General features: G+C 44.2%; 23 protein-coding genes and 1 pseudogene. 15 read left to right on the plus strand and 9 right to left on the minus strand.

Annotated features, from left to right (window positions below; genetic code table 11):
• Window positions 1–230 precede the first annotated feature (230 nt).
• A complete protein-coding gene (locus OCW38_RS22215; protein ID WP_016766913.1) occupies window positions 231–695 on the minus strand; it encodes a DUF2850 domain-containing protein in 465 nt (154 codons plus the stop codon).
• A 295-nt stretch (window positions 696–990) separates the two neighbouring features.
• Between OCW38_RS22215 and ppnP the strand changes: the two genes are divergently transcribed.
• Complete coding sequence (ppnP, locus tag OCW38_RS22220) at window positions 991–1,272, plus strand: pyrimidine/purine nucleoside phosphorylase (RefSeq protein WP_010432533.1); 282 nt, start codon at window positions 991–993, stop codon at window positions 1,270–1,272.
• Between the two features lie 208 nt (window positions 1,273–1,480).
• On the opposite strand, the gene OCW38_RS22225 is transcribed toward ppnP, so the two are convergent.
• A complete protein-coding gene (locus tag OCW38_RS22225; RefSeq protein WP_016766914.1) occupies window positions 1,481–2,347 on the minus strand; it encodes a pirin family protein in 867 nt (288 codons plus the stop codon).
• A 156-nt stretch (window positions 2,348–2,503) separates the two neighbouring features.
• Between OCW38_RS22225 and OCW38_RS22230 the strand changes: the two genes are divergently transcribed.
• Window positions 2,504–2,785: a hypothetical protein gene (locus OCW38_RS22230; protein WP_010432539.1), complete on the plus strand. Its 282-nt coding sequence runs from the start codon at window positions 2,504–2,506 to the stop codon at window positions 2,783–2,785.
• Between the two features lie 28 nt (window positions 2,786–2,813).
• On the opposite strand, the gene OCW38_RS22235 is transcribed toward OCW38_RS22230, so the two are convergent.
• Complete coding sequence (locus tag OCW38_RS22235; RefSeq protein ID WP_010432541.1) at window positions 2,814–4,004, minus strand: GGDEF domain-containing protein; 1,191 nt, start codon at window positions 4,002–4,004, stop codon at window positions 2,814–2,816.
• A 332-nt stretch (window positions 4,005–4,336) separates the two neighbouring features.
• Between OCW38_RS22235 and OCW38_RS22240 the strand changes: the two genes are divergently transcribed.
• The 7 genes from OCW38_RS22240 to manA all read left to right on the plus strand — a co-directional run bounded on the left by OCW38_RS22240 (window position 4,337) and on the right by manA (window position 14,637).
• A complete protein-coding gene (locus OCW38_RS22240; RefSeq protein ID WP_016766915.1) occupies window positions 4,337–4,675 on the plus strand; it encodes a DUF1840 domain-containing protein in 339 nt (112 codons plus the stop codon).
• Between the two features lie 142 nt (window positions 4,676–4,817).
• A complete protein-coding gene (locus OCW38_RS22245; protein ID WP_261896156.1) occupies window positions 4,818–7,733 on the plus strand; it encodes an alkaline phosphatase family protein in 2,916 nt (971 codons plus the stop codon).
• A 393-nt stretch (window positions 7,734–8,126) separates the two neighbouring features.
• Window positions 8,127–9,521 carry a hexose-6-phosphate:phosphate antiporter gene (uhpT, locus tag OCW38_RS22250; protein WP_016766917.1) on the plus strand — a complete coding sequence of 465 codons (1,395 nt, stop codon included), beginning with the start codon at window positions 8,127–8,129 and terminating at the stop codon, window positions 9,519–9,521.
• A gap of 190 nt (window positions 9,522–9,711) precedes the next feature.
• Entirely contained in the window at window positions 9,712–10,320 is a 609-nt protein-coding gene (gene uhpA, locus OCW38_RS22255; protein ID WP_010432548.1) for a transcriptional regulator UhpA, read from the plus strand.
• Window positions 10,321–10,358: 38 nt separating this feature from the next.
• Complete coding sequence (uhpB, locus tag OCW38_RS22260) at window positions 10,359–11,816, plus strand: signal transduction histidine-protein kinase/phosphatase UhpB (RefSeq protein WP_261896158.1); 1,458 nt, start codon at window positions 10,359–10,361, stop codon at window positions 11,814–11,816.
• 8 nt (window positions 11,817–11,824) lie between these two features.
• Window positions 11,825–13,165: an MFS transporter gene (gene uhpC / locus OCW38_RS22265; protein ID WP_029189257.1), complete on the plus strand. Its 1,341-nt coding sequence runs from the start codon at window positions 11,825–11,827 to the stop codon at window positions 13,163–13,165.
• Between the two features lie 266 nt (window positions 13,166–13,431).
• Window positions 13,432–14,637, plus strand: coding sequence for a mannose-6-phosphate isomerase, class I (gene manA / locus OCW38_RS22270; protein ID WP_010432557.1), 1,206 nt, complete (start codon window positions 13,432–13,434; stop codon window positions 14,635–14,637).
• A 56-nt stretch (window positions 14,638–14,693) separates the two neighbouring features.
• Here the strand turns inward: manA and OCW38_RS22275 are convergent.
• The 6 genes and pseudogenes from OCW38_RS22275 to OCW38_RS22300 form a co-directional block, all read right to left on the minus strand.
• Window positions 14,694–14,882 (minus strand): annotated as a pseudogene (locus OCW38_RS22275) (GNAT family N-acetyltransferase); the annotation flags it as partial.
• A 57-nt stretch (window positions 14,883–14,939) separates the two neighbouring features.
• Complete coding sequence (locus tag OCW38_RS22280) at window positions 14,940–15,197, minus strand: YdcH family protein (protein ID WP_010432560.1); 258 nt, start codon at window positions 15,195–15,197, stop codon at window positions 14,940–14,942.
• A 185-nt stretch (window positions 15,198–15,382) separates the two neighbouring features.
• The gene (trhO, locus tag OCW38_RS22285; RefSeq protein WP_016766921.1) at window positions 15,383–16,372 is read right to left on the minus strand and encodes an oxygen-dependent tRNA uridine(34) hydroxylase TrhO; all 990 of its coding nucleotides are present in this window, start codon (window positions 16,370–16,372) and stop codon (window positions 15,383–15,385) included.
• Between the two features lie 247 nt (window positions 16,373–16,619).
• Complete coding sequence (locus OCW38_RS22290; protein WP_016766922.1) at window positions 16,620–17,066, minus strand: GNAT family N-acetyltransferase; 447 nt, start codon at window positions 17,064–17,066, stop codon at window positions 16,620–16,622.
• A gap of 18 nt (window positions 17,067–17,084) precedes the next feature.
• Entirely contained in the window at window positions 17,085–17,555 is a 471-nt protein-coding gene (locus tag OCW38_RS22295) for a GNAT family N-acetyltransferase (protein ID WP_016766923.1), read from the minus strand.
• A 134-nt stretch (window positions 17,556–17,689) separates the two neighbouring features.
• Complete coding sequence (locus tag OCW38_RS22300) at window positions 17,690–18,838, minus strand: aminotransferase-like domain-containing protein (RefSeq protein ID WP_261896163.1); 1,149 nt, start codon at window positions 18,836–18,838, stop codon at window positions 17,690–17,692.
• A gap of 114 nt (window positions 18,839–18,952) precedes the next feature.
• Here OCW38_RS22300 and OCW38_RS22305 point away from each other — a divergent pair, with 114 nt between their 5' ends.
• From OCW38_RS22305 to OCW38_RS22330, 6 genes are all read left to right on the plus strand, one after another.
• A complete protein-coding gene (locus tag OCW38_RS22305) occupies window positions 18,953–19,822 on the plus strand; it encodes an AraC family transcriptional regulator (RefSeq protein ID WP_016766925.1) in 870 nt (289 codons plus the stop codon).
• Window positions 19,823–20,076: 254 nt separating this feature from the next.
• Window positions 20,077–21,390, plus strand: coding sequence for an MATE family efflux transporter (locus tag OCW38_RS22310; protein ID WP_016766926.1), 1,314 nt, complete (start codon window positions 20,077–20,079; stop codon window positions 21,388–21,390).
• Window positions 21,391–21,603: 213 nt separating this feature from the next.
• On the plus strand, window positions 21,604–22,362 hold the full coding sequence (locus tag OCW38_RS22315) for an ATP-binding cassette domain-containing protein (protein WP_016766927.1): 759 nt from the start codon (window positions 21,604–21,606) through the stop codon (window positions 22,360–22,362).
• Window positions 22,359–23,210, plus strand: coding sequence for an ABC transporter ATP-binding protein (locus tag OCW38_RS22320; protein WP_016766928.1), 852 nt, complete (start codon window positions 22,359–22,361; stop codon window positions 23,208–23,210). Before OCW38_RS22315 ends, OCW38_RS22320 begins: the two co-directional genes overlap by 4 nt.
• A 100-nt stretch (window positions 23,211–23,310) precedes the next feature.
• Window positions 23,311–24,822 carry an ABC transporter substrate-binding protein gene (locus OCW38_RS22325; RefSeq protein WP_016766929.1) on the plus strand — a complete coding sequence of 504 codons (1,512 nt, stop codon included), beginning with the start codon at window positions 23,311–23,313 and terminating at the stop codon, window positions 24,820–24,822.
• Between the two features lie 4 nt (window positions 24,823–24,826).
• A complete protein-coding gene (locus OCW38_RS22330; protein WP_261896167.1) occupies window positions 24,827–26,563 on the plus strand; it encodes an ABC transporter permease subunit in 1,737 nt (578 codons plus the stop codon).
• The last annotated feature ends 123 nt before the right edge of the window (window positions 26,564–26,686 follow it).

The raw sequence follows: 26,686 nt of genomic DNA on the forward strand, positions 1-26,686 counted from the left end.
AACAATGTTTAGTATGAAAATCTCACAAGTGAAAATACACAACATGAAGTTATGAAAATATGCGACAAACTATGGGAAAATATCGTGAATTGAAGCGGCATCACAGAACGAAACGTGTTGGGTGTGAGGCTGATACGTGGAAGATAGTGCTAATACTTGGGAATGCAAAGAGTGTTGCTAAGGGTAGTATCACTAAGAATGCATTACCTTAGAGGATACCGTTGTAGAAGTTATCTTTTGAATTGCTCAGCTAATGAAGCGCGTCGTTGTTGCATCACACTATGGGTGTCACCTGCTGCTGTATCTTCGTAGCCTTCTTTAATGAATTGTTGAGATGGCACACTGGGAAACAGTCGCTTTAATCGAGGCGAATCATAAGTACCACTGATGGTGTAAATTGTTGGCCCAGATCCTGTGTTGATGGTGACAACTTTGCCATCAAAATCAAATGAGGTAGTAATGAGGCGATGGTTCATCGTGACGCCATTATCGGAAAGTGTAAGGATATCGGTATTGTAGGGTGGAGCCCCGATCTCTATCCAAGTGCCATGGACATTGCTTGGGCTGACTGACTGTTGGTGAGTTTGATAAGCAAAATACCCTGCCGTGAGGGCAACCATCAAGCCGGCTAATAGAAAGCCGTAGAACAATAATTTGGCAAATATATCTCTGCTTTTCGTGGGATTTTTTGCCATTATCTCTTCATTGATCTTCACGCACCGTCGGTCAGTTTATAAACTAAAATCTTAGTTTGCAAAGATTCTTATGATAGTTAGAAGCAGGATCGAATGTTCTAGTAAATTTGGTTGCGTTCGCTATTTTTGGCATATTTACGTCATCAATGAAAATGGTTCTCAAAAAAGCTTAAGCTATGCGTATTTATTTCTTGTGCGAAAGTCATGAATTGGTTAAAACAATTACCACATAACTTACGTATAGGCTTATTTGTTGAGCCCAATGCATGCAATTTGAAGATAACAAGGAAGTACGATGATTAAAGAAAACACATATTTTGACGGCGGCGTTAAGTCGTTAGCGTTTAACCAATCTGGTGCGGACGTTAGTGTTGGAGTGATGGCTGTTGGTGAATACACGTTTGGTACAGCGGCTCCAGAAAAGATGACCGTTGTTAAAGGTGCATTGATTGTTAAGCGTGTTGGTGATGATGATTGGACGACATACCAGTCTGGTGAGTCTTTTGACGTTGCTGGCAACTCTTCCTTCGACCTTCAGGTAAAAGAAGCGACAGCTTACTTGTGTGAATACTTGTAACTAGGTCTAAATTCGTTCAATCAGGGTATCATTTGTTTCTGCTTGGACAGAAAAAACCACGCTCTAAGAGCGTGGTTAAATAAGTGATAGTAACCGGCAGTGGATAGTGTCACTTGTTTCGCAGTCATCAAATGGACGACCAAAATTCGTTGTTTGTTTCAAAACCTCTTCAACATCTTTCTCAAAGCTCAAAGCTCAAAGCTCAAAATCAGTAAGTCTCAAATACGCCGTTGTTGTAGTCCTGAATTGTCTGTTCAATCTCTTCCATCGAGTTCATGACAAATGGGCCATAATGCACAACCGGCTCATTAATCGGTTCACCAGAAAAAATCAGGACACCAGAATCTTCTAAGCTATCCAAAGACAGCAATTCAGCTTTGGTGAGCAGTGCAAGTTGGCCTTGGTTGACGACTTTGTTATCGATCTTAATACTGCCTCGGTACACGTATGTCATGGCATTATGGTTAACATCCGTCCTTAACGTCACTTTTTGTCCTGAATGCGCTCGCCAATCCACAACGCTTAATGGCACGCCTGTCGTTTGTAATGGACCTTGTGTTTGTATAGTTTCTGCGTCAGCTGGGTCATGCAGTTTATACCCACCGGAAATAACTCTCAGTAAGCCGATTTGTTCGTTTTGATATTCTGCAATGCTGTCACTTTGAAAGTCATGGTATTGCGCTGGCTGCATTTTGTGTGTTGCTGGTTGGTTTATCCAAATCTGAAAACCGTGCAACGCGCCTTCTTCCATCATTGGCATTTCACTGTGAATCACACCACGACCCGCGGCCATCCATTGTGCGCCACCGCTGCGAAGCTCACCGACATTACCCAGGTGGTCTTTGTGTTGGAAATGACCTTGAAGCATATAAGTGAGCGTTTCTATACCACGGTGAGGATGTGGAGGAAAGCCGCCAACGTAGTCTTTGCTTTCATCCGATTTAAGTTCATCAATCATCAAAAATGGAGAGAAACGTGTGTTATTAAAACCAGCGAGTCTTTGGATTTTGACACCATCTCCATCTGAAGTCGCATGTGCTGAAATGACATGGTCTACTACTCTTACACTCGTCATTTTGATACCCTCATAAACTTGAATAGCTGTAGTTTATGTAATCTGATTGAAAAAGAAGATGGCATAGCGTTGAGTGACTTATTCGAAAATTTTGAACAGGTAAGAAGGTGAAATTATGTCTATACTTGAATAGGGTAGACCGCCAAGGAGGCCGCTATGGCAATACAACCAAAGCATGGCGATAGGCAAGGTCGGATGGACTTTGAAAATGATTTTACAACAGAGCAGAGCCACCGCTTTACAGCTGTCGCAAACAGTGCGTTTAAACGTCGTGTGAAAAAACGCGAGATTGAAGCGCCGTTTATGCAGTCGGCCAAGCAAGCTGCCTTTAAATCGGTAGTGAGGCCCAGAGGTAATAACCCGAACCGAACTCGACAAGTCGTATGGATCATTGTGATTGGATTAGTGAGCCTTTGGCTTATGTATATGGCAGGCTAAGACATTTAGCAGTATGCGATATTAACGGTTAATGTTGATGCGTTTTTAGCAGAGTAACGTTGTTCCCTTCCACCTTCGCTTCAAGACAGTCTTCAAGCTTGGATTCATCAGATTCTGAGCAGACTAATTTCGTCGAGAATTCTTCTATCAAGTTTGAAACCGGGTTGTCGTGATAATAAGCATATCGGTTTTTCCCTGAGTGTTTAGCAACGTACATCGCCTTATCCGCACATCGAGTTAATTCATGTAAATCGGTAGCATCTTGAGGGTATAAAGAAACGCCGACACTAAGAGTGAGTTCTTTGATTCTCTCATTGGTTTGGCAACCGCTCTCAAACAGTCCGCATATCCGCTCTAGAATGCCATCAAGATCTTTTCGAGTTGGAATATCATAGAGCATCAAAACAAACTCATCGCCAGCAAACCGAGCGATGGAATAATCGTATTCATGATTCTTTCTATCTCGAGTGCGTAGGTTGTTGCTCAAACGATTCGCAAAATGCTGCAGGACACTGTCACCAACATCATGCCCATAGTTATCGTTGATGCCTTTAAAATCATCAATATCGAGAAAAACCAAGGCGGTAAGTGAATGTTTACTATCAATAGTCGCAAGCTTTTCACTTGCCCAACGTTCAAAACTCCAACGGTTGGCTAAGCCCGTGAGTTGATCTCTGTAGGCTAAGTCCTCTATCCCTTCTTTGTATAAGCGCTGAATGTAGTTTACCGCTTGTGTGTAGTAATAAGCGGAAGTATGGCAAACCAAACTCATGGTAAATAAGCTAAGAATAAAGCGATGAGTGCTATTAAATGGCAAAGAAAAATTGCCCGGCAAGGCGGTAATTAAAGTGCTAATAAACACGCAAAATGAGGTGCTGAATATGATGCCAATTCTGAAATCATTAATAAAAATCACTGCAGCCAAAATAGGGTACAACCAAAGAATTCGATCAGGGATGGCATTGCTGTACAAGAATAAGATAATGCCTTGAACCAACAGTACACAGCTCAATATCAACTCTGAATATTGAGGATTGTTAATCTTTCTTACATAAATGGCGTTTGATACAGCGATAAAAGCAAAACACAGTTCGAAAATCGACAGTACGTAATGCTGACCTTGGAAATAAGCCCAAGTATAAAAGATGAATAGAGACGCAGCAGTCAGTGAAAATGAATGGACAATTTTTTGTTTGCGGGTGGATCGTATGTCCGCCATTTCTTCTAGGTGTCTTCCGACTGGCCTGTTCATGTGATTTGTGCCACGAATTTTGATGATGGTACTAATACTAGGTTAAATAATAGGCTTGGCGGAGCTTAGGAAGTCTATTTAATGTGACTACTATCAAGGTTTTATCTTAAAAGTGAATCAAGCCAATATAAAAAGTGATGTATATCACTAACGGTGCAGAATAACCTTGTCGAGAACCATTCAAAGAGCAAGCTGGTGGTTGCACTGGATTATTACGTGCTTGCTTTCTAATGCTTTACTCAACATAGTTTATAGATAGCTAAATGTTTATATAACCCTAAATTTGATAGAGGATCATTATGTTAATTACCTTTAGTTGCAAGGCTCATGCTAGCGTCACGATGTTTGGGGAGGTAGGCCTTCAGTTCATTAACATGCTTGGACACAGTGGCACGATACCTGGTGCTATTGAGGCTTCAGAAGTCCCTCAAGCATTGAATAATTTACGTATTGCTATCGCCGAAGAGCAAAGTAAGCCGGTAGAGCAAGATAATACTGATGACGACAATGAAGAAGAGATTGTTGAAGCTCCTGTCAATATCGGCAGTCGAGCTTTTCCGTTGGTCGAACTATTGAAAGCTGCAATCAAAGAAGAGTGCGAAGTGATGTGGGAAGACGGCAGCGGTAAGCTTTTGTAGGATGATTTAATACTGAAAAGGTAGAGTTTAATATCATTGAAGTTTTAATTTATATTGCATAGTTGAACATAGGTTGACTAATGAAAGTAAACTGAAACAATAAGTTATATTTATAAACGCATCTTGAACTGAAGGGTATTTGATGGGCTTCTATTTCCGAGCACGTAGCTACACTAGTTTAGTTGGCTCTCTTTCGTTGGCCGTTGTTTCAGCGCCGAGTATGGCTGATATATCAACAACGCCCGTCATTGGTGGTGTGTTTAGCTCCAGTGAAGTGCTAAAAAATCAGGTGCTTTCAAGCCTAAGTTACTCTGCCAAACTCACTCGTGATGCGGCTCTTTTCACGATTGGTGGCGTTACATTAGATGCGTATATTCTCGCTCTCCCTTTAGATGTCAAAACAAAAGCCAGAGTCGTTGCTCAGTTATCTAACCCGACGTACTCAATTCCTTTGGGTTATTTTCTCTATAGTTATTACGACCGCTATTCAGGCTTGGGCAGTGAAGATGTATTCAAATCTTACTTGTCGACGGTTTATGATAAGCAGGCGCTAAAGGGCTTTGAACATAGCCTCTATCATGTTGGAGATAAGCCAACCTCAGAGCATCATGAGCCAGATACCTCGACTGAAGCAACGGGACATCATGAAGGTATTCGTATCGATGAACAGTTCATTGCCAACATGGTGGTTATCTACGATGCGTTATTCGAAATTGGTGTTTGGCAGGATATGGACACGCTCCCTGCGAATTACACCTACTTAACCAATAGCCCTGAAGATCTAGCGATCATCGCTCAGATTCAACCGATCATCGTTGATTTGATCGATAAAGCGGCATTGGGAATGGATGACGGCGATATGAAGTCTGCAATGTTGGCGATTGCAGAAGATGGTAAACCAGAAAACGCTGATAAGCCGAATAACAAAGCACAAGCTCTTACCATCACGCTTATTGATTTTGTGCGCTTAAACTTGCTGAAAGCCTACCGCCAGTTTGTGTTTAAAGAAGAACGTGCAGCAGCGCTCGATGATTGGATGCAGCAAGCGTTTAGTGACCAGCCTGATGCGCTCATTCAGTTCTTAGAATCCCAACAGAACAAGCGCTTTGCGGTCCAAGTGACCGTCGATGGTTTACAGCAAGGGTTGATTGAGGGGTTGGTCGATGAAAGCGCGCCATTCATCTCGGTTGCTTACCAAAATCATAAAAACCGAACGCAATACAAACCTAAGTTAGAAACGGTGATTGAGCCTGAGCATCAACAGCAGGTGAGGTTCATGGAAGTTCTGTCTGAACAAACCTACCGTGATCCGAATTATCTTCCGTTCTTCAAAAAACTCTATCAAGAACATCTAGACAATATTAGCCGAGTGGGTATCTCTTCAACTCCCACAATCAGCGTACGTAACCTACCGATCATTAAAACGGGCGCGAAAGTATCAGGGCAAGGTGGCACTGGTATCCCTAATTTCCACTTTGTTGACCGAGAGATCGACCGAGCGTATTACTTCTTTGGTAATGATGCCCTGCAGTTGGATGTGTTGATGGCAAACAACAAGGTGCAGACCATGTTTGATCGCCTTGATTATCTGAAAACGTTGAACTGCAACGCCCAATACGATTGGAATGCTCACACGACTTACGACGGGCTAGTAAACCTAGGTTTGGGTGAGTCACTGCGTGATTATGGTGAGAAACGCTGCGTTAAAGAGCTTCAAGAACGTTCAGAAGTCGAAGTGGTTTTGCAAGAAAAGCGTCAAGCCTTGATTGAAGGTATTGAGGCGTATCAGTCTATATCTGGCTTTGATTTTTTCACCAAGTTTTCAAAGAGAGCTCAGGTTAAACAGTTGATCACTCAGTTTGCCGAGTTAGATGGAAAAGGGATGCCGGATTACACCTTGGTTTATAACCCATGGCCGGATCACTTCGCGCACTTTACCGGTCCTTTTAGTGACGAAATTCTGATGCCGACTGGAGAGCTTAACCGACTGGACTATTGGATTCGCCAGATTGAAGCGACCTACCGCAGTGCAGGCGTTTACGATAAAACGCTATGGGGCATGGCTGGGGATCATGGTTTAACGCCGGTGTTCTACGCGCTCAATCCCGAAAAGCAGGTATTTGAAGGCTTACAAGCAGAGCTAGAGTATCCAATTGTGGTGAAGAAGATATCTTCAGACGAGGGTGAAGGGCCTAAAATCACCAATGCTCTAAGCTACCCAAGCTCGAAGGAATTGGATGTGGTGGTCGCCTCGACTGCCGGTGGTAACTTCATGATGGACTTCTTTAATTCGGCTCAAGGGTGGCAGGTTCAGCCTGTTTACCAAGAACTCACGCAGTGGTCTCCGATTGCAGCGCCACCTGGTCAGAATATCAACATCATTAATCAGATATCGCAACGCTTACCTGAAACTCTTGATTATATGGTCGTAAGAGAAAGCACATGTGACCAACAACGTTGTGCGGTTCGTGTGATTGGTAACCGAGATTTAAAACGAGTCGACGAATTGATTACCCGCGAAGGTGACAAGCTTTTCTACGAGTCGCTAGAAGCAAATCGAGCGCCAGTTTTACTTAACACACAAGAGCTTAATCCTTATCTCAAGAGACCGAATCAATCTGATTTCGCGCTCTACTCTCAATTAGTTGAAAAGTGTATTAACCGAGCGATGAAGGTGGATGTCACTACATGGTGCAGCAGTGCGCAGTGGACAGAGTTAACCCAATTGACTCCTAGACCAGATTCTGTCAATCAACTAGCCAATATCTACCTTGAAGATAGAGCGGGCACGGTTAACCTGTTCCCGAAAGCTGGAATTGGTTACAACACCAAGGTACCGGGGCGTCATGCTGGTGAAGACTATTTAGAGAAGGACGCATTCATCGGTTTCTGGGGCTCGCCAATTGGTGAAAACTCACAGCCATTAAAGATCGAATCCAATGGCTCGTTAGCGCCGACGCTTTTTGAATATTTAACCGGAGAGGCTGTAGTCGAAGGTGAGAATGGTTGGGGGTATCCGTCGTTGATTGAACAATTAGATGTGCCTAAGAACCACTAAACCTAAGTTGTTATTGCTTAAAGCATCTATCGTTAGACGTAAACGGGAAAGCAATAAAACAACAAAGCGAATCTAATGTGGCTTTCGTTAGCCACTTTAGATCTCCGAACATAGCAGCATGTAACGGCCGCCCCATTCTCTTTTGTTTGACTAGCTAATGCTCTAAGTAACGAATTCTCTAACATTTCCTCAAGACATAACACATTTTAAACAAGGTGATGCTGTTCACGCTTTCTTGACTCCCAATTCTGAACTAAGAATTTTTCTTAGTTGTTCTAAGACCCTCTCTCATGCGGTCGCTTTTTAGACTCCTTATTATTTCATTATCAAATGGTAACGAGCGCACGGGCTCAATACTCCGTGCAGATCTCATTAATAATAAGAGAGTTCACAATGTTAAAGTTCCTAGATCAGGTTCGAAAACCGACACTGGATCTTCCGGTCGAAACTAGAAGAAAAATGTGGTTTAAACCATTCCTACAATCTTACCTAGTCGTGTTCATTGGTTATCTAACCATGTATTTGATCCGTAAGAACTTCAACGTCGCGCAAAACGACATGATTTCTACTTATGGATTATCTATGACGGATCTAGGTCTTATCGGCCTTGGTTTCTCAATCACTTATGGTATTGGTAAAACGGTTGTTTCCTACTACGCAGATGGTAAGAACACCAAGCAGTTTCTACCATTCATGCTGATCCTCTCTGGCCTTGCCATGTTGGGCTTTAGCTTCAGCTTAGGTGGTGGCAGTGCTAGCTTATTTATGATGGTTTCCTTCTACGCATTGAGTGGTTTTTTCCAAAGTACCGGTGGTCCTTCAAGTTATTCGACCATTACTAAATGGACGCCTCGTAATAAGCGTGGTTCATATTTAGGCCTTTGGAATATGTCACACAATGTGGGTGGTGCCGGTGCTGCTGGTGTGGCTCTGTTTGGCGCTAATTACTTATTTGATGGCAACGTGATTGGTATGTTCGTGTTTCCATCAGTTATCGCGATTGTGGTTGGTTTTATTGGGATGCGTTTTGGTAACGACTCTCCAGAAGCGTATGGTTTAGGTACAGTAGAAGAGTTGTTTGACGAAGAAATCAGCGAAGAAGACACGGCCGCTGAAGAGAATCAAATGACTAAGAAAGAGATTTTTGTTGAATACATTCTTAAAAACAAAGTGATCTGGTTGCTCTGTTTCGCAAACATCTTTTTATACATTGTTCGTATCGGTATCGATCAATGGTCTACCGTTTACGCGTATCAAGAGCTAGGCCTATCGAAAGAAACGGCGATTTCAGGTTTTACTCTTTTTGAAGTCGGCGCATTAGTCGGTACGTTAATGTGGGGTTATTTATCAGACCTTGCGAACGGACGTCGCGCTTTAGTTGCTTGTGTTTCACTTGGATTGATTATTGTCTCTCTAGAGTTTTACCAGCATGCAACAAGCGAGTTCATGTACCTAGCATCACTGTTTGTGCTTGGTTTCCTTGTGTTTGGTCCTCAGTTGCTAATTGGTGTTGCTGCGGTAGGTTTCGTACCTAAAAAAGCAATCAGTGTTGCAGATGGTGTTAAAGGCACATTTGCTTACCTAATCGGTGACAGTTTCGCAAAACTTGGTCTAGGTATGATTGCTGATGGAACACCTATTTTCGGCTTAACAGGTTGGAAAGGCACATTTGCAGCACTGGATACATCTGCTGCTATTTGTATTGTTTTGTTGCTGTTCGTTGCTATTGCTGAAGAGAAAAAGATTCGCCACGCTAAGAAAATGCACCTAGCGGCTCAAAACGCGTAGTTACTCTTGTGTACTTGTTTCCGCAAGCTTAGTTTCAGGTAGTTAGCCTCGTGTGCTTTATCTATTTAAAGCATGCGAGATCATACCAATCGTTAGTTCGATTCAGTATTATCTCTATCATTAGACTTAATTCTATATAGCTCCTGTTGGGGCTATTTTTCTTTTCTACTCTTTCGTTCTGGTTAGTATCATGATTAATGTTGCACTTGTTGATGACCACGTCATTGTCCGCTCTGGTTTTGCTCAGTTACTTAGTCTTGAAGCTGATATCACAGTCGTCGGTGAATTCAATTCTGCGGCAGAAGCGCGTCTCGGGTTGCCAAGTTGTCACCCTGATGTCGTTATCTTAGATATTTCAATGCAAGATGAGAGTGGTTTGAGCTTATTGGAAGAGATTCCATCAGGCATTGCAAGTATCATGTTAAGTGTACATGACTCACCGGCGATGGTTGAGAAGTCGTTGGAGTTAGGTGCCAAAGGTTACCTCAGCAAACGCTGTAGCCCTGATGAGCTAATCCAAGCCGTACACACGAGCGCAAATGGCGGTTGTTATCTCACGCCCGATATCGCAATAAAGCTCGCAACCCCGGTAAAGAATAAAGCCTCGTTAAATCAGCTCACCCGCAGAGAAAGCGAAGTGTGTCAGTTATTAGCTACAGGGCTTGATGTAAAGTCTATTGCCGTTGAACTTGGGGTCAGTCATAAAACAGTGCATGTACACCGAGCCAATGCGATGGATAAACTCAATGTTAAAAACAATGTTGAGTTAGCTAAATTGTTCACTCAAGATCAGTATTAATGCGCTCCTATCTAGCCACCTCCCTATGTGGGGTTTTTATGGCTGGTTGTGCATGGTTCTGTTTATGGGTTATTGCTTTCTATTTCATTAATGACCCTGAATTAGCCATTCTGCTTTTCCCATTTTCACTCCGATTGGGAATGACGCTGCACACTCGCACTCACTATTGGCCTGCTATCTACATTGCTGAGTGGGGGCTAGCGATCGCTTTAGCCTTACTACTTGATGAACCTCAATGGTTGACGATACTCATCGCCAGTGGATTGAGCATTCCTGCCACTTTAATTGCCAAGCGATATTACTATGGTGACCAGAATCGTCATTTGTTGGTGATGGCAAGCTTAATCATGGTCACCGCATTGATCAACGTTGCCGCGGTGGGTTCTCATGTTCCGGCTGTTTACATGGTTTGGTTGGTGAGTATCACAGGCGGTTTAATGCTGGTGCCGATGTGTTATCTAGTTTGGAACTACCTATTCCAAAACAAGTGGGCGCCATTGAGCTCTTATTTAATCAACAATATTGTTGAGTTCAAGATACGTCATATCGCGTTATACAGTGTGTTGCTGGTCGCCAGTATTTTGATACAAACCAGTTTGCCTGATGAGCTAAGACGCTTCGCCCCATTTTGTATGGCGATCCCTATTATCTTGCTGGCTGTTCGTTATGGGTGGCAAGGCGCTTTGTTAGCGACTTTGCTAAACAGTGTCGCCCTGATTGCTGCCCACAGTGGAACATCTAAGCTCGAAATTACCGATTTACTTCTGTCACTTTCAGCTCAAACCATCACGGGTATCCTGCTTGGTTTAGCGGTTCAAAAACAAAAAGATCTCAACTCGAAATTGCGAAGCGAGCTCTCTAGGAATCAAAATCTATCACGTCAGTTGATCACAGCCGAAGAGTCGGTTCGTCGTGATATTGCGCGTGAGTTACATGACGAAATTGGCCAAAACATCACAGCCATTCGCACTCAGGCCAGCATTATTAAACGTGTCGATGCTGCTGAAATGAGCGTTCGCTGTGCTGGGACGATTGAGTCGTTGTCTTTGAATGTTTATGACACCACCAAGCGTCTACTCACAAAACTAAGACCTAAGATGTTGGATGATCTTGATCTAAAAGATTCCGTAGAACAGCTTATTCGGGAAATGGAGTTTTCGGATTACGGCGTTGATATCCAGTTAAATTGGCAAGGTGATTACTCGTGTTTGAGTGACACGCTCAAGGTTGCTCTCTTCAGGTTGTGCCAAGAATCCTTAAACAACGCCCATAAATATGCTAGCGCGAGCGAGATTAGAATTGAGCTGATTCTAGAGGAACAGGTTGAGCTTCGAATCTCAGATAATGGCGTTGGTTTTACTGCGCAAGATCTTCTCAAAGGAATGGGTGTTCGGGGCATGCAAGAGCGTGTTCAAGCGCTTGGCGGCAAGATGATAATCAACGCTAATGGTTGCCCTTCGGGTACCAATATCAGCGTTACATTACCTAAAGTTTGAGAACGAATATGTTTGGATTTCTGCGATCAACAACGTCAAATAGCCATACCTTAAGTGATGATCAGGTTAATCAGAGTTATCGGTACTGGCGCCTTCATATAATGTTAGGGATGTATGTTGGCTATGCTGGCTTTTATTTCACTCGTAAAACCTTCAATTATGCCGCACCGGCAATGATCACCGATCTTGGTTTAGACAAAGGTGACATCGGCCTAATTGGCACTCTGTTTTATCTCTCCTATGGCTTGTCCAAATTTATTTCAGGTACGATATCGGATCGTTCAAATCCTCGTTACTTTATGGGGTTGGGCCTAATTGCGACAGGCTTGATCAATATAGCGTTTGGCTTTTCTAGTTCGTTGGCTACGTTTATCTCGCTTTGGGTGCTCAATGCATGGTTCCAAGGATGGGGTTGGCCTTCATGTTCTAAGCTGTTGACGACTTGGTATTCTCGATCGGAAAGAGGGTTTCGTTGGGCTATCTGGAATACGGCGCATAACGTCGGCGGGGCACTAATCCCTATTCTTGTTGGCTATTTGACTCTCCAATACAGTTGGCGAGCTGGTTTTATATGGCCTGGTATGATTGGTATTTTTATTGGTCTTATCGTCTGTTGGCGTTTACGTGATAAGCCCACCACCATGGGACTGCCGACGGTAGGAAAGTGGCGAAATGATCAATTAGAGTTAGCGCAAGAGAGCCATGGGCAAGGGTTAAGCTATCGAGAAATATTGAAAACCTATGTGTTCAGTAATAAGTACATTTGGCTGCTCGCCTTTAGTTACGTGTTGGTTTACATAGTAAGAACCGCGGTTAACGACTGGGGTAATTTATATTTAACCGAGGAACACAGTTACAATTTGATAAACGCCAACGCTGCATTGTCTCTGTTTGAGATTGGAGGTTTCGTTGGTTCACTTGTTGCAGGGTGGGGCTCAGATAGACTGTTTGGTGGCAATCGAGGCCCGATGAATATCCTGTTTTCGATTGGTATCTTCCTCTCGGTATCGGCTTTATGGTTGATGCCTCTAACCAATTTTGTGTTTCAAGCCGCGGGGCTGTTTTGTGTTGGTTTTTTTGTTTTCGGTCCTCAAATGCTGATTGGTATGGCGGCAGCTGAATGTTCGCATAAAGACTCTGCTGGAGCCGCAACAGGCTTTGTTGGATTATTTGCTTATATGGGTGCTGCACTCTCTGGTTATCCATTAGCGGTCGTTCTCGAAACTTACGGTTGGAGCGGATTCTTCATTACCATCTCGATTTGTGCCGCCGTTATTGGGCTGCTTCTCCTTCCTTTCCTACAAGCTCAATCACCTCAGAAAAGTGCCGAGGTTCGCTCTGGTTTGTAAGGGGTTTCTTCGTAAATAAGATAGCTGCTATTGGCCCTCTGGTTATTGTGTAGCTATCTAATCTTTAGAATTTTATACGTAGTATTCAAATGTGACTCTTTTCACGTTTTTCATTTGTCTCATTTGTTTCTAAGAATTTTTCCTATTGCGTCTAAGACCCCATCTCATGTGGGTTCTAGCCGTACTCTGTAGTCTTTCTAATTATCTTACGTTATTAGAATCTGCTCTTTTGAATTGTGTTCAAGGGGCTCACTACGGAAAGCATCATGTCACTCAGCCATCTCTCAGAACCCTCATTCTTCCCTATGGTAAACACCATTCAAAACTATGCATGGGGAAGTATTTCTTCGATACGTGAACTGTTCGGTTTTAAGAATGAGTCACAACAACCGCAAGCGGAAGTTTGGATGGGCGCTCACCCAAAAGGGTGTTCAATGGTGATGTTTGACCAAAATCCGTTGTCTTTATCTGACCTGATTAATAAAGATAGATCGGCATATTTGTCTGCAGATATAGCAAAAGAGTTTGGCGAATTACCGTTTCTGCTCAAAATATTAGCGGCAGATAAGGCCTTGTCCATTCAGGTTCACCCGAGTAAAAAGCAAGCTGAAGAAGGTTATTCTAAGGAAGAGCAAGCTGGAATCCCTTTAACAGCAGGGAATCGCAATTACAAAGACTCGAACCACAAACCTGAATTGGTTTACGCGATCACTGAATATCAAGCGATGAATGGCTTTCGAGAATATGAAGAGATCATGGCGTTGTTCAAGCAATTGAGATCTTTCGAGATCACAAGCTTGGTAGAAGACTTTAGCAGCAACCTCACTCCTCAAGGTTTAGAAGCATTTTTCTGTGCGCTATTAACATTGAATGATCAGAAGAAATCTAACGCATTGGGTGAGCTGTTGGCCTACGCTCGTGCTCATCAAGACCAAGCTGAATTTTCCTTAATTGTCGAGCTCAACGAGCAGTACCCTAATGACGTAGGCCTTTTTTCAGTCTTGCTTTTAAATTTGATCACATTGAAGCCTGGCGAAGCTATGTATTTGAAGGCCAATACACCGCATGCCTATCTGAAAGGAACGGGGTTAGAGGTCATGGCGAACTCCGACAATGTGTTACGTGCTGGCTTAACGTCAAAACATATCGATGTACCAGAATTGGTTAAGTGCACACGATTCGAACCAATATCGTTTAACAATTTGATATTGGCGCCCTCTAAGGTTGGACGATGCGATAGCTACGAGATCCCTGTCAGTGACTTCAATTTCAATATCATTCAATGTCCTGAAAATGAAGCAATAACAACAGGGAGTGCTGAAATACTCATGGCAATAGATAACGATCTGACTCTTACCAACGAACAAGGTGTGAGCTTAACGTTAACTAAAGGTGAGTCAGTGTTTATTCCTGCTTACATTGGCCATTATGTGGTGAGCAGTAAGGGACGAATAGCGAGAGCTTTTAGCTAGTGTGCTTTTTTATCTCGTCAGTTCGTCTTCATAATCTTGCAAAAGCAGTATCAGATTTAAGGCTCACGGTTTAGGTGAAGAACTAGCCCCATGAAATAATCATAGCTATCGTCTATGACTTGGTAGCCAAGCGCCTGATAAAAACTGATGGCGAGGGTGCTACTTCTAAAGCTCGACAGAGTGACTTGGTTACGTTGTTCTTTCATGGCCTTATTGCAGATGATGGTCATGATTTCTTTACCTAAAAACGAAAAGCCATGCGTAATGCATGGCTTAAAATCGGGCAGTAAGAACGTTGTGATTTAAACGATCTTAAGCGCGTGATGTCGAGTAAGTTGCTTATGTAGCGAGTCTTTTAATGCCATGCGTTCTACTTTGAGGTTGTGCATGCTGTCGTCATCGATTGGGCTGCCAGAAATTTCTAGTTGGCGGATGTCGTAGTCGAGTTGGTGGTATTTCTGCATGTCTGCTTTGAATTTTTCGTCGTCGTGGTTGAGCTGAACAATGTCTAATTTAAGATCTGGGAAATCTAAGATAAAGGCATGGTTTTCATTGAGCATTGGCACTTCCTCTCTAGTCGTATTACTAACAGTATAGAAGCAATTTATCGAAAGAAATGTGGTTCAAAACACAAAGCAGTAAAGCGATCAGAAAAGGGCTCAAACTCGTGGAATGGTCCGCGAATTTGTGCCCTTTTTAATATCTATCGTTATACGTTTATAACTTTAGGCCTATCGTATGAGGCTTACTTCGCTTGCTTGCCAGAACGTTGCTGTTCTTTGAGCGCCAGCTTTTCTTTCTTACGCTGCTCAATAAGATGAGCGGCTTCGCCACCTACGTGGGTTTCGCCACGGGCGTTAGAAAGTTGAACTTGCTTTTCACGTTCGCGGAAACGGGCTTTCTGCTCGTCGCTGTGCTTATCAATACATTTAGGGCAGCTTACGCCTTTCTCAAAGTGCTCAGACGCTTTGTCTTCATCTGTGATTGGCAGGCGACAAGCGTTACACACGTCGTAACCGCTCTTCTCTAGCTGGTGGTTTACCGCAACACGACCATCAAATACGTAGCAGTCGCCTTCCCACATGCTCTCTTCTTCTGGCACTTCTTCTAAGTACTTCAGAATGCCGCCTTCAAGGTGGTATACCTCATCAAAACCTTGCTCTTTCATGTAGGCTGTTGATTTTTCACAACGAATACCACCCGTACAGAACATCGCGACTTTTTTGTGTTTCTTAGGGTCGAGGTTATCTGCCACGTATTGAGGGAATTCACGGAAGGTTTCTGTGTTTGGGTTTACAGCATTTTTGAATGTACCGATATCGACTTCGTAGTCGTTACGAGTATCAACCAAGATTATATCTGGATCAGAGATGAGGTCGTTCCATTCGTTTGGCTTAACGTAAGTACCGACAACATGGCGAGGGTCGATACCTTCAACGCCCATGGTTACGATCTCTTTCTTGAGTTTCACCTTGGTACGGTTGAATGGCTGTTCTTCGTTGAATGATTCTTTATAAACAACGTCCGCTAAGCGAGTGTCTTGCTTAAACCATTGAAGAAGTGCATCGATAGATTCGCGTTTACCTGCAACAGTACCGTTGATGCCTTCACTCGCAAGTAGCAAAGTACCGCGGATTTTGTTGGCTTCTAGCACTTCAGTTAGTGGCTGGCGAATTTCTTGGTAATCATCAAGTGCAACGAATTTATACAGAGCACATACAACATATTGAGACATGGTTTTTCCTTTCTGCGAGCTGGAACGTAAATCCAGAGCGTTTACCTGTTATTTGCCATAAATGTCGATAGAGCGACGTTGTGTCGTTCTCAGTCTACAGCGGTAGGCTTATTAAAATCAGGCGCAGTATAACTAAGGCGGTGTAGGACAAAAACCAACCAAATGTAGGGCTATTTAGCATTGTTTATTGTGTGGGTTTGCAGGTGTTGAAAGGATGTTTATTTAATTGGCTTGAGGTATTTGAGGTTCATTGAACGTTACGCTTTGAATTTATGTAGTACCTCATTTCTATGAGTTGGTGTTCTCCAACGATTTCTACTTCACGGATAAACTCAAAGCCAAATTTTTCGTAGTAATTCTTTAAGTATTGATGGGCGTGAATTTCAATGACTTTGGCACCCTGTTGAGTCGCATGTTCTAGAAGTGCGGCTACCATTTTAGAAGCAATACCTAAACCTCGATACGATTGCAAGACGGCAACACGAGCCATAATGGCGTGTCCGCAGTCATCAATATATAAGCGAGCGGTTGCTACCAGATTTTCAGCATCGGTGACTAAGACGTGATGCGATATTGGATCTAGGCCATCGAGGTCTAAAACTTCAGGGATAGCTTGCTCTACAACAAATACTTGATTGCGAATGAATTGCGCCTTACGTATGAGATCTGGGCTGTTGCCAACGGTCACTTCCATTTGATTTTTCCATTTTGCCTAACGAATGTGATTAAACATAACATATTGAGGACCAGCAGCCCCTCCAAGATAGAGTACTTCCGAATCTTGGAACCCACCTTTCTGATAACAAACCTTGGCCGCTGGATTCTTACAGTTTACGGTAAGATAAATAGAGTGGTAGCCGCTGTAGTGTATGGCGATGTACAGTACTAATGCTCGCACAGCGCGTGTACCAATCCCTTTTCCTTGTTGGCTTTGGTCTATGACAAAAGTTCTTAGGCCGATGGCGGTGTTCGGGCAAAAGTCATAGTTAGATGCGTAATCCGTGTCGATTTTGAAAAAGCCGACGATGTCATTGTCTAATCTGATGACATGTAGGTGGGTAGTATCGCTAGCTTCTGCTAAAAACTCTTTAGCTGTACCTGCAAACTTAACTTGTTCTGGAGCTAGTTGAATCGATTTTATTGCCTCGATATGTCTGTCGGCTAATTTTTCAATTCTAATCATCTTGGGTCCTTATTCCTATACGAAATCAGCCAGTGTTAAGTCTCTGAGTTGAGAATTAACACTGGCTGAATCGTTATTGCTTGAACCGTAATAAGCTTATCAATCAATAATCCAAGCTGTCTGTACAATCAAGATCATGATTGGTTAAGTACTTCCGCTAAGCGTTTCACCGCTTCGGTTAATTCTTCTGGGTTGGCATTGGTGAAGTTCAAGCGAAGTGCAGCTTTTGCTTCGTCAGCCTTTGGATAGAATACTGGGCTTGGTACAACCGCCACACCATTAGAGAGTAGAGTTTTAGCCAGTTCGAAGGTGTCGCAGTCTGGGATTTCAACCCAAATGAACATCCCGCCATCTACGGCTTTTAACACGCAATCTGCAGGCAGTTTTTTTTCTAGTTCTGAAAATAACACTTCATAACGAGACTTGTACAGTGTGCGAATGTTTTCCATATGTACGTTGAAGTCTTCATGTTTCAGAAGACCGACAAGCAGCGCTTGCATAGGTACACTTGAGTGTAAGTCAGCGCCTTGTTTCACTTTGATCAGTGGCTCAAGGTAGCTGCGCTTACCTGTTACCGCACCAATACGTAAACCTGGCGATGCAATTTTAGAGAATGAACGAAGAACGATAGAGTTGTCAGGGCAGAGCGAAGAAACTAACGGCAGTTCTGTACCTGTGAAACGTAGCTCACGGTATGGTGCATCTTCAATGAATGCCACGTTGTATTTGATACACAGCTCAGCTACTTTTTGACGAGTTTCTGTTGCCCAGCACACCCCTGTTGGGTTATGGAAATCAGGCACAGCATAGAACATCTTGGGTGATTGCTGTGCAAAGCACGTTTCCAGTTCGTCTAGGTTCGGGCCAAATTCTGTTTGAGACACGGTCGCAATTTTTGCTTGAACGAGGCCAAACACCTGCATCGCACCTAAGTAGCTTGGCGCTTCCATCACAACCACATCACCTGGGTCGACATACGCACGCGCAATCAAATCCAAACCTTGCTGAGAGCCAGTACAAATCATTGCCGTGTGTGACTCTGGCAATTGGTAGCTTTGCGTTAGGTGCTCAAGCAAAGGGCCATAACCAGCAGTCGACCCATATTGGAAAACTTCCGGCATGTTCGCTAGGTCTTCTAACGTTGGCTTCATTAAATCAATAGGGAACGTTTTCTCATCTGGCAAACCACCGGCCAATGAAATGACATTTGGATCGCTTGCGGCTGCGAGAATTTCTCGGATGTAAGAAGACTGAATTTGTTGCAGTGATTGTGCGATTTCCATTTGTAGTGTCTCGTCATTTTCGTTTTTATTTTATGGTTTGATATTACACGGCAATTGTAAAAAACAGCGTGTCCATTTATGCTTATAAACATGTCCATTTATGCTATTTAAACGATGTCGCGACAACACATATCTAGAATCAATGATGTTCTGTTCTATATTCACCAAGACATCAGTCAGCCTTTGTCGGCCAAAGCGCTCTCTGAGATCGCAGCTTATTCCGAACAGCATTTTCATCGTACTTTCAAAAGTGTTGTGGGGGAGTCGCTGCACCAATACATTCGACGTACCCGAATGGAGTATGCGGCTAATCAATTGATGTTTGATACCACGTCGTCAGTGGTAGAAATTGCCAACAAGTGTGGCTTTAGTTCGGTGTCTTCGTTCAGTCGAGCATTTAAGGCGACTTTTAATATGTCGCCGGGTGAATGGCGTAAACACGACTTACAAATAGCTGAAAAACCCTATCTGAAAGATCCTGAAGTGGCGGCGGGCTATTTGAATGTGGCGCAGAGAGTGTTACCTGAACCGAAGATCGTTGAAGTGCCTGAGCGCATGGCTGCCTACGTTCGACATATGGGCTACAACCGCTCTATTCGCAATGCTTGGTTGATACTGAAAGCGTGGGCGAACTCTGAACAGCGTGATTTTTCGAGTCAGTTCGGCTTGCATCACTCTAACCCTGCCTGGGTCGAAATGGATCAGTGTCGTTATGTGGCATGTATTACGATCGATGAACCGATTAAGTATCGCAGTGTTGTGAATCAGATGGTGATTCCAGGTGGTTTGCATGCCGTTTTTCGACTTAATGGCCGCTATGGTGAACTGCTACCACAGATTAGTATGGTGTTAGAAAAGTGGCTACCTACGTCTGGCTTTAAACAGCGCTCTACTCCTGCGTATGTGCATTATCATCAGAATCATTTTCTCAACAGTGATGAAGTGTTTGAACTCGATTTTTATCTTCCGGTGAGCTTCTACTAACCGACCTAAAGCTACCTATTTGGCTCGCTAGCGTAAATTCACTTAATCGATGGTTGTGCTGTTTTCTTGAACCAGACTTTGCTCTTTTGTTGAGAAAAATTAGCACAACCAATGGCAGCTAACGATTCTATGCAGGTGAACTAAGATAAAGGTGCTTTGTTGATACTTTACCCCAGTAAATGATGACAACGTACGGATTAAACGATAGCATCCCGTTCTAATTGCAAATAGTTCTTAATATCACTCGCTAGAATATGACCATTACCCACAAAGATTATCTAAAAATCGCTTTCCCTTTCATCATCTCAACGGTGACTCAGCCTCTGCTTGGCGCGGTGGATACCGCCGTGATTGGTCAGCTTGGTATCGCTGAACTGATCGGTGGTGTGGCGATTGGCACCATCATTATGAACACCATGTATTGGTTATTTGGCTTTTTCCGTGTCAGTACGACCGGGCAAAGTGCGATGGCATTGGGTAAGGGCAGTCGCTCTGATTTAGCGGGTAGCTTGATGCGTCCGTTTGTGCTGTCTGGTTTGGTGGGTTTGATCTTTATCTTGATACAACCGCTCATCTGGCAAGGCGCAATGTGGGTGATAGAGCCTGAAGCCAATGTGGCCGAGCATGCGCATATCTACTTCAGTGTTTTGATTTATGGCGCACCTTTTGTTCTGCTTAACTACACCATTATTGGTTGGTTAATGGGGCAGGCGAAAGCCAAAGAAGTCCTTTACACACAAGTGTTTGGTAACGTGTTGAACATTGTTTTAGATGCGGTGTTCGTGCTTTATTTCGACTTGGGTGTCGCCGGTGTGGCATACGCAAGTTTGATTGCACAAATCACCACCTTTGTGATTGGTATGACGCTGGTGATGAAGACCAGCAACATCTCGATCTCTGAGTTCCTGCAAGGCTCGAAGATGACCAAGAAAGACCTTTCGACAATCATCTCATCAAATACTGACCTACTGTTACGCACGATCTGTATCTTGGTATTTTTCAATATGATGGCGCGTACTGGTTCCAAACTGGGTACTGATGTTCTGGCCGCTAACGCGATTCTGATGCAGGTGACCTTTATTGTTAGTTACATGTTTGATGGCATTGCTAATGCATCAAGTGTGTTTGCGGGTAAAGCGGTTGGTCAGAAAAATGCTTCGATGTTGGATCGTGTATTAAGACTCAATTTTCAATGGACGGCAGGTTTCATTGCTGCGTTAACGTTGTTGACCTTGATGTTTAAAGACGTGATTGTTTTCTTGTTTACCGATATTCCAGCGCTGGTTGCCTTGTATCAAGAGATGGCTCCGTGGCTGATTGTATTCCCGCTGGTGGCAGGCTTTGGTTTAACGGTTTACGGCATCTTTACTGGAACAGGAACCACACGTCCGGTTCGAGACTCTAGCATCGCTACCTTGACGGTATTCTTGGCTGTACAGGCGTTTTCGGTCGATTTGTGGGGCAATCATGGTCTGTGGTTGGCGTTTACTTTGTTCTATCTTGGGCGTATTGCCTTCTTGTATCCGTTCATCGCTCAAGTTAAGCGGAAATGCCTTCCAATGACATAAGTAATAACAGCGACCACAAAGCTGAGGTCATATAGAATCATTACGAAAGCGCCTGACTGTTTCTTGTAGTTAGGCGCTTTTTTGTACCTAACGGATTGTGACCATAGATGGTTTCACAGGCAATTTTTTGCGATCCGGTTCAATGTTCACTTTTCATCATACAGGCTTAATGATAGAGTTGTTATGTTATAACATCTACTTATGAGTACTTGCGTGAACGCCCCACTTTTGTCTGTTGACCGATTAACGATCAAAACCTCTTCGAGAACACTTTTTCAAGATATTCATTTCGATGTATATCGAGGTGATCTGTTGGCGATCATGGGTCCATCAGGCATTGGTAAGTCGATGCTTTCACGCGCGATTGCAGGTTTTCTGCCGGAAACGGTTGAGGTTGAAGGTCATATTTCTCTGTCTGGTGAAGCGGTATGTGGTTTGCCTATGCTGCAAAGAACCGCAGCACAACGACCTGCGGTTATCTTCCAAGACGCCCTTCAAGCATTGAACCCTCTCGTTTCCATTGAAGGCCAACTCAGTTTGGCATTGACAGGCACTCGCACTAAGCTTAAATCGCAAGACAAAACCAAGCTCACCGAATTGCTAGTACAACTCGGTTTCCCTAACCCAGAAACCATCTTGCCGTTATACCCGAGTCAAATCTCTGGAGGGCAACGTCAACGAGTGTGCATTGCGATTGGGTTGCTGAGTAACGCCGATATCATCATTGCAGATGAACCAACCAGTGCGTTAGATCCGGTGACAGAGCAAGAGATACTCAAGCTGATTCGCGACAATGTTAAACAGCGACAAATTGGTGGCCTGCTTATCACTCATGACCTGCACAGCGCGCTCGCGTGTGACAAGTTATTGGTGATCGATGATGGCGGAGTGGTGGCTTATGGCGCACCAAAACACGCGCTTGAATCAAGCTCTCACGCTTTCTGCTGTTCATTGAGAGACCTAATCGCATGAGCTCGACCTTATCATTAAATTCAGAAGTCTCGCCGTTAATGCCAGTGATAGATTCAGAAACACAAACACCGATTGAGATTAAGTTCGAGAATGTCGGTGTGCATTACTACTCAATACCAAGTTGGTTGGGTGGTAAGGCGTTCAAAGCACTACAGAACATCGACCTCGATGTTGAAGACAAAAGCCTAGCTATTGTTGGACGTTCTGGTGCCGGTAAATCAACGCTGATTGAACTGCTGTTTGGCCTTAAAGAGCCGACTGTTGGCCAAATCAGTTTGTTTGGTCATTTGCTGCCGATTCGTAATAGCAAAGCGCAAGCCGCAGTGTGTCGCTTGATTCAATTGGTGCCTCAAGAGCCACACACCAGCCTTAATCCTTACTATACCGTTCGACAGATCTTAGCCGAGCCGCTAAGCAACTTAGATGTTTCTGGCAACCATGAAAGCATTATTGAAGAGACGCTGTTGGATGTGGGCTTACCTGCCACTTTGTTATCACTGAAACCTAATCAGCTTTCTACAGGCCAAGCTCAACGTGTGGCCATTGCTCGGGCGCTTGTCGTTAGACCCGCAGTGTTGGTAGCCGATGAACCGACCGCCAGCCTTGACCCGGTGAACCGTCAAAGGCTGTTAGATTTACTCAATTCATTGAAAAAGAAGCGCGATATGCGCATCGTTTTGGTGACACACGATTTAGGCGCAGCAAAGGCGCTTTGTGAAGAAATTCTGGTTCTTGACCATGGCGAGATGGTGGAGCATGGACCGACACCTCAAGTGATGAGCGTACCTGCTCATCCCGCGACTCAGTTGCTGATTCAATCTCAGCCTCTTTCGAAATCTACTTGTTAATACAACCTTATTTATTACGAAATACAGCTTATTAACAAAATACAGTTTATTAACAAAATACAGTTTATTAACGAAGCACAGCTTACAGAGAAAAATAACTATGCGTTTTAATTCAATCAAACTGGCTTGCGCTCTAGCGCTGGCTTTGCCTTTGACGGGCTGTTTTGACTCTCAACCAGAGTCGAGCGATGCGGCGGTCAAATCTGAAATTCGTGTTGCGATGATGCAGCCACCAAGAACAGGTCTATCGCCACTTTCTGATGACGCGTTCAAACTATCGCGTTGGAGCACGGCTGAAACGCTAGTGAACTTGAGCCCAACTTCAGAAGCTGAACCAATGCTGGCAACGGATTGGAAACATGTTGATCCACTGACTTGGCAATTCACGGTTCGCCAAGGTGTTAAATTCCACGATGGTTCTACATTAACAGCAGAGTCTATTGTGAACTCACTACAGAAAGCGCTAGAAGCGGCACCTAAGCCACGCATCCTAGATGGTGTAGAGCTAGAAGTGAAAGCGATGGACAACTACCGCGTAGAGATCAAAACCAGCTTTGATGACCCTCTTCTACCAAGCCGTTTATCAAGCCCTCAATTAGCTATCCTAGCAGCAAGCGCGTACCAAGAAGATGGTCGTGTTAGCCCTATTGGTGCAGGTACTGGTCCGTTTGAATTGACTGAAATTAACGGTACAACTAGCGCGAAACTAAAACGTTTCGATGGTTACTGGGGTGAAAAAGCGCAAGTTGAATCTGTAATTGCAGAATACGTTCCTAACGGCTTCGCTCGTGCTGCGGCTCTAAGAACGGGTACGGCTGACATTGTTGAAGCTGTGCCAGTTTCACAGATCGCGACCATTGATTCGAACCTGCTTTACGAAGTTGCAATGCCTCGTACTAACACGCTTTACCTGAACAATAAGTCAGGTGTATTTAGCGATATTGAATTACGTAAAGTAGCGGCTGCTGCGGTAGACCGTGAGCAAATCGTGAATACCGTTTATGAAAACCATGCGGACATCGCGCAAGGTCTTCTAGGTCCTGCACTTGCTTGGGCTGAGCCGATCCGACCTGAAGGCCAAGCAATCGACAAAACGCTAAAAGCAAACGGTGAAAGCATTGTTATCGGTACCTTTACCGACCGAGCTGAGCTTCCAGAAGTGGCAGCGCTGCTTAAACAGCAACTTGAAGCGGCTGGTTTCAAAGTTGAGCTGGATATTCGTGAATACGCTCAGATTGAAAACGATGCACTGTCAGGCAAGTTCGATGCGTTCATCCTTTCTCGTGCAACCGTTCTAGATTCTGGTGACCCAGTGGCTTACATGATGAGTGACTTTGGCTGTAAGGGTTCATTCAACCTTGGTCAATTCTGTTCTCAAGAAGTAGACCAAGCACTGACTTACGCTGATCTGCAACCACTAGGTGCACTGCGTCAGCAAGCGATCATCGAAGCTGAGCAAAAAATCCTGAACGACTTCGCTGCTATTCCACTGCTTCACGAACGTGTGATTCAAGGTGAGAGCGAGCGTGTAAGCAATGTAGTTCGTGACCCAAGTGAACGTCGCTTGGTTGATCAAACGACACAAGTTAACGCGGCAACACAGGTTAACTAAATAAATGCTATCTGCTGAAACTCTGCGTCGAACCTTATTTATCTTGACGCCTTGGCTATCAAGAATCGCCTCACTGATCGTGGTGGTGATTCTTGTTGGCTTGATGCCTGACATTGCAGGCATCGACCCAAGTCAATCCATCCTGCGTGCGAGAGCGGGGCAACAACACCTGCTTACGCCTGAAGCTTTAGCGGCGGTACGTGCTGATCTTCAGCTTGACCGTTCGGCAAGCGAGCGCCTGATCGACTGGGTAGGAAGTGCCTTTTCGGGTGACTTAGGTAAGTCATGGATCGATGGATCTTCGGTTGCATTAGGCATTCAAAAGACAGCGTCTACGTCTTTGTTTCTGATGTCTAGCGCATTGGTGATGACTTTCGTACTGTGCGGTGCAGGCTTACTGGCTACCTTGCGCAGTTGGAAGAAGGGCAAACTAGGGCAGAGTTACAGCAGTTTAAGCACCGTATTAATATCCTTACCAGAGTACGTTGTTGCCTCGGTATTGATACTGGTGTTCTCTATCTGGTTAGGTTGGCTGCCGCCGTATGGTTGGCAAAGTTGGCAAGATATTTGGCTACCAAGTTTAGCGCTCGCCCTACCTGCCAGTGGCTTGTTTAGTCGCCTACTCAGAGACAGTTTACAACGCGTTTTAAATGAACCTTGGGTGATCACTTGGCTCAGTGCCAACGTTCACTCCAACCAAATTATTCGCTTTGCGATGAAAAGAGCGCTAAGCAGCCTGATCCCACAAATTGCAATGATCGTTATTGGCTTAACGGGTGGTGCGGTCGCGGTTGAGCTTATCTTCTCGATTCCGGGTATCGGACGCATGATTCTTGGTGCTGCTAAGGCGCAAGATCTACCTATGCTGCAAGGCGGCTTATTAGTATTGCTGCTGTTTTCGATTGCCGTGAGCAGCATGAGCTTGTTTGTTCAGCAGTTGATTCTTGGTCACAGCCTGAAAAGCGGTAAGCTCATCAGTAGTCACTCTTCGTTTCGTTTTACGCAGAGCCGAGCTAAACGTGTTACTGCTTTTGCGATCTTCTCGTTCCTAATTACTATCGTAGTTTGGGCAGCATTTCGTGACCCATATACCAGTCAATTTGCTCGCTTAGCGGATCCAAGTTGGCAAGCTCCATTGGGTGCGGATGGCATTGGTCGAGATCTGTTAGCGAGAATCGGTTCAGGTATGGTTTCGACCTTCCAAGCCGGTATGTTGGCGACGTTTTTGAGTTTGGTGACAGGCATTATCATGGGTTTCAATACCCGCTTTAGCCAAGGTCTTATCGAGATAACTAAGGGTATCCCTTACATCATTGCAGGGTTGCTAGTTGCGGGCTTAACGGGTATGAATCCGAACAGCGCATTAATCGCGATAGTATTGGTATCTTGGGCGCCATTGGCGGCTCATTGCTCAAGCTTGATAGTGGAAGCAAAGGCTCAGCCTTATACTCATCTCGCGCCGCTGTGGGGCACGAGCAAGCTGAGAATCTTCCGTTTTTATCTGTTGCCTTACGTATTGCCACCGTTGCTAAGACACGCGATGTTGAGGCTGCCGGTGATAACACTGAGCCTGACCTCGCTGAGCTTCATCGGGTTAGGGGCCAAACCACCTGAACCTGAGTGGGGTTTGATGATTGCAGAGAACCTGCAATACATTGAGCGCGCACCATTAGCAGTAATGGGCCCAATTGTTGGGCTGATTTTATTAGGTGTGGCCATTAATATGATGTTTGATGATTAACGAAAAGAGTCGGTTGCTTAAGTTTTCGACGGGTGATTGGATTGGGTATTCGATTTAGTATTTATGTTGTAATCTTAGGCCTGCTTTTTGGAAGCGCTTTTAGCGCTGCTCGAAAGTTAAACA

This window comes from Vibrio cyclitrophicus (assembly GCF_024347435.1).
Taxonomy (GTDB): Bacteria; Pseudomonadota; Gammaproteobacteria; order Enterobacterales; family Vibrionaceae; genus Vibrio; species Vibrio cyclitrophicus.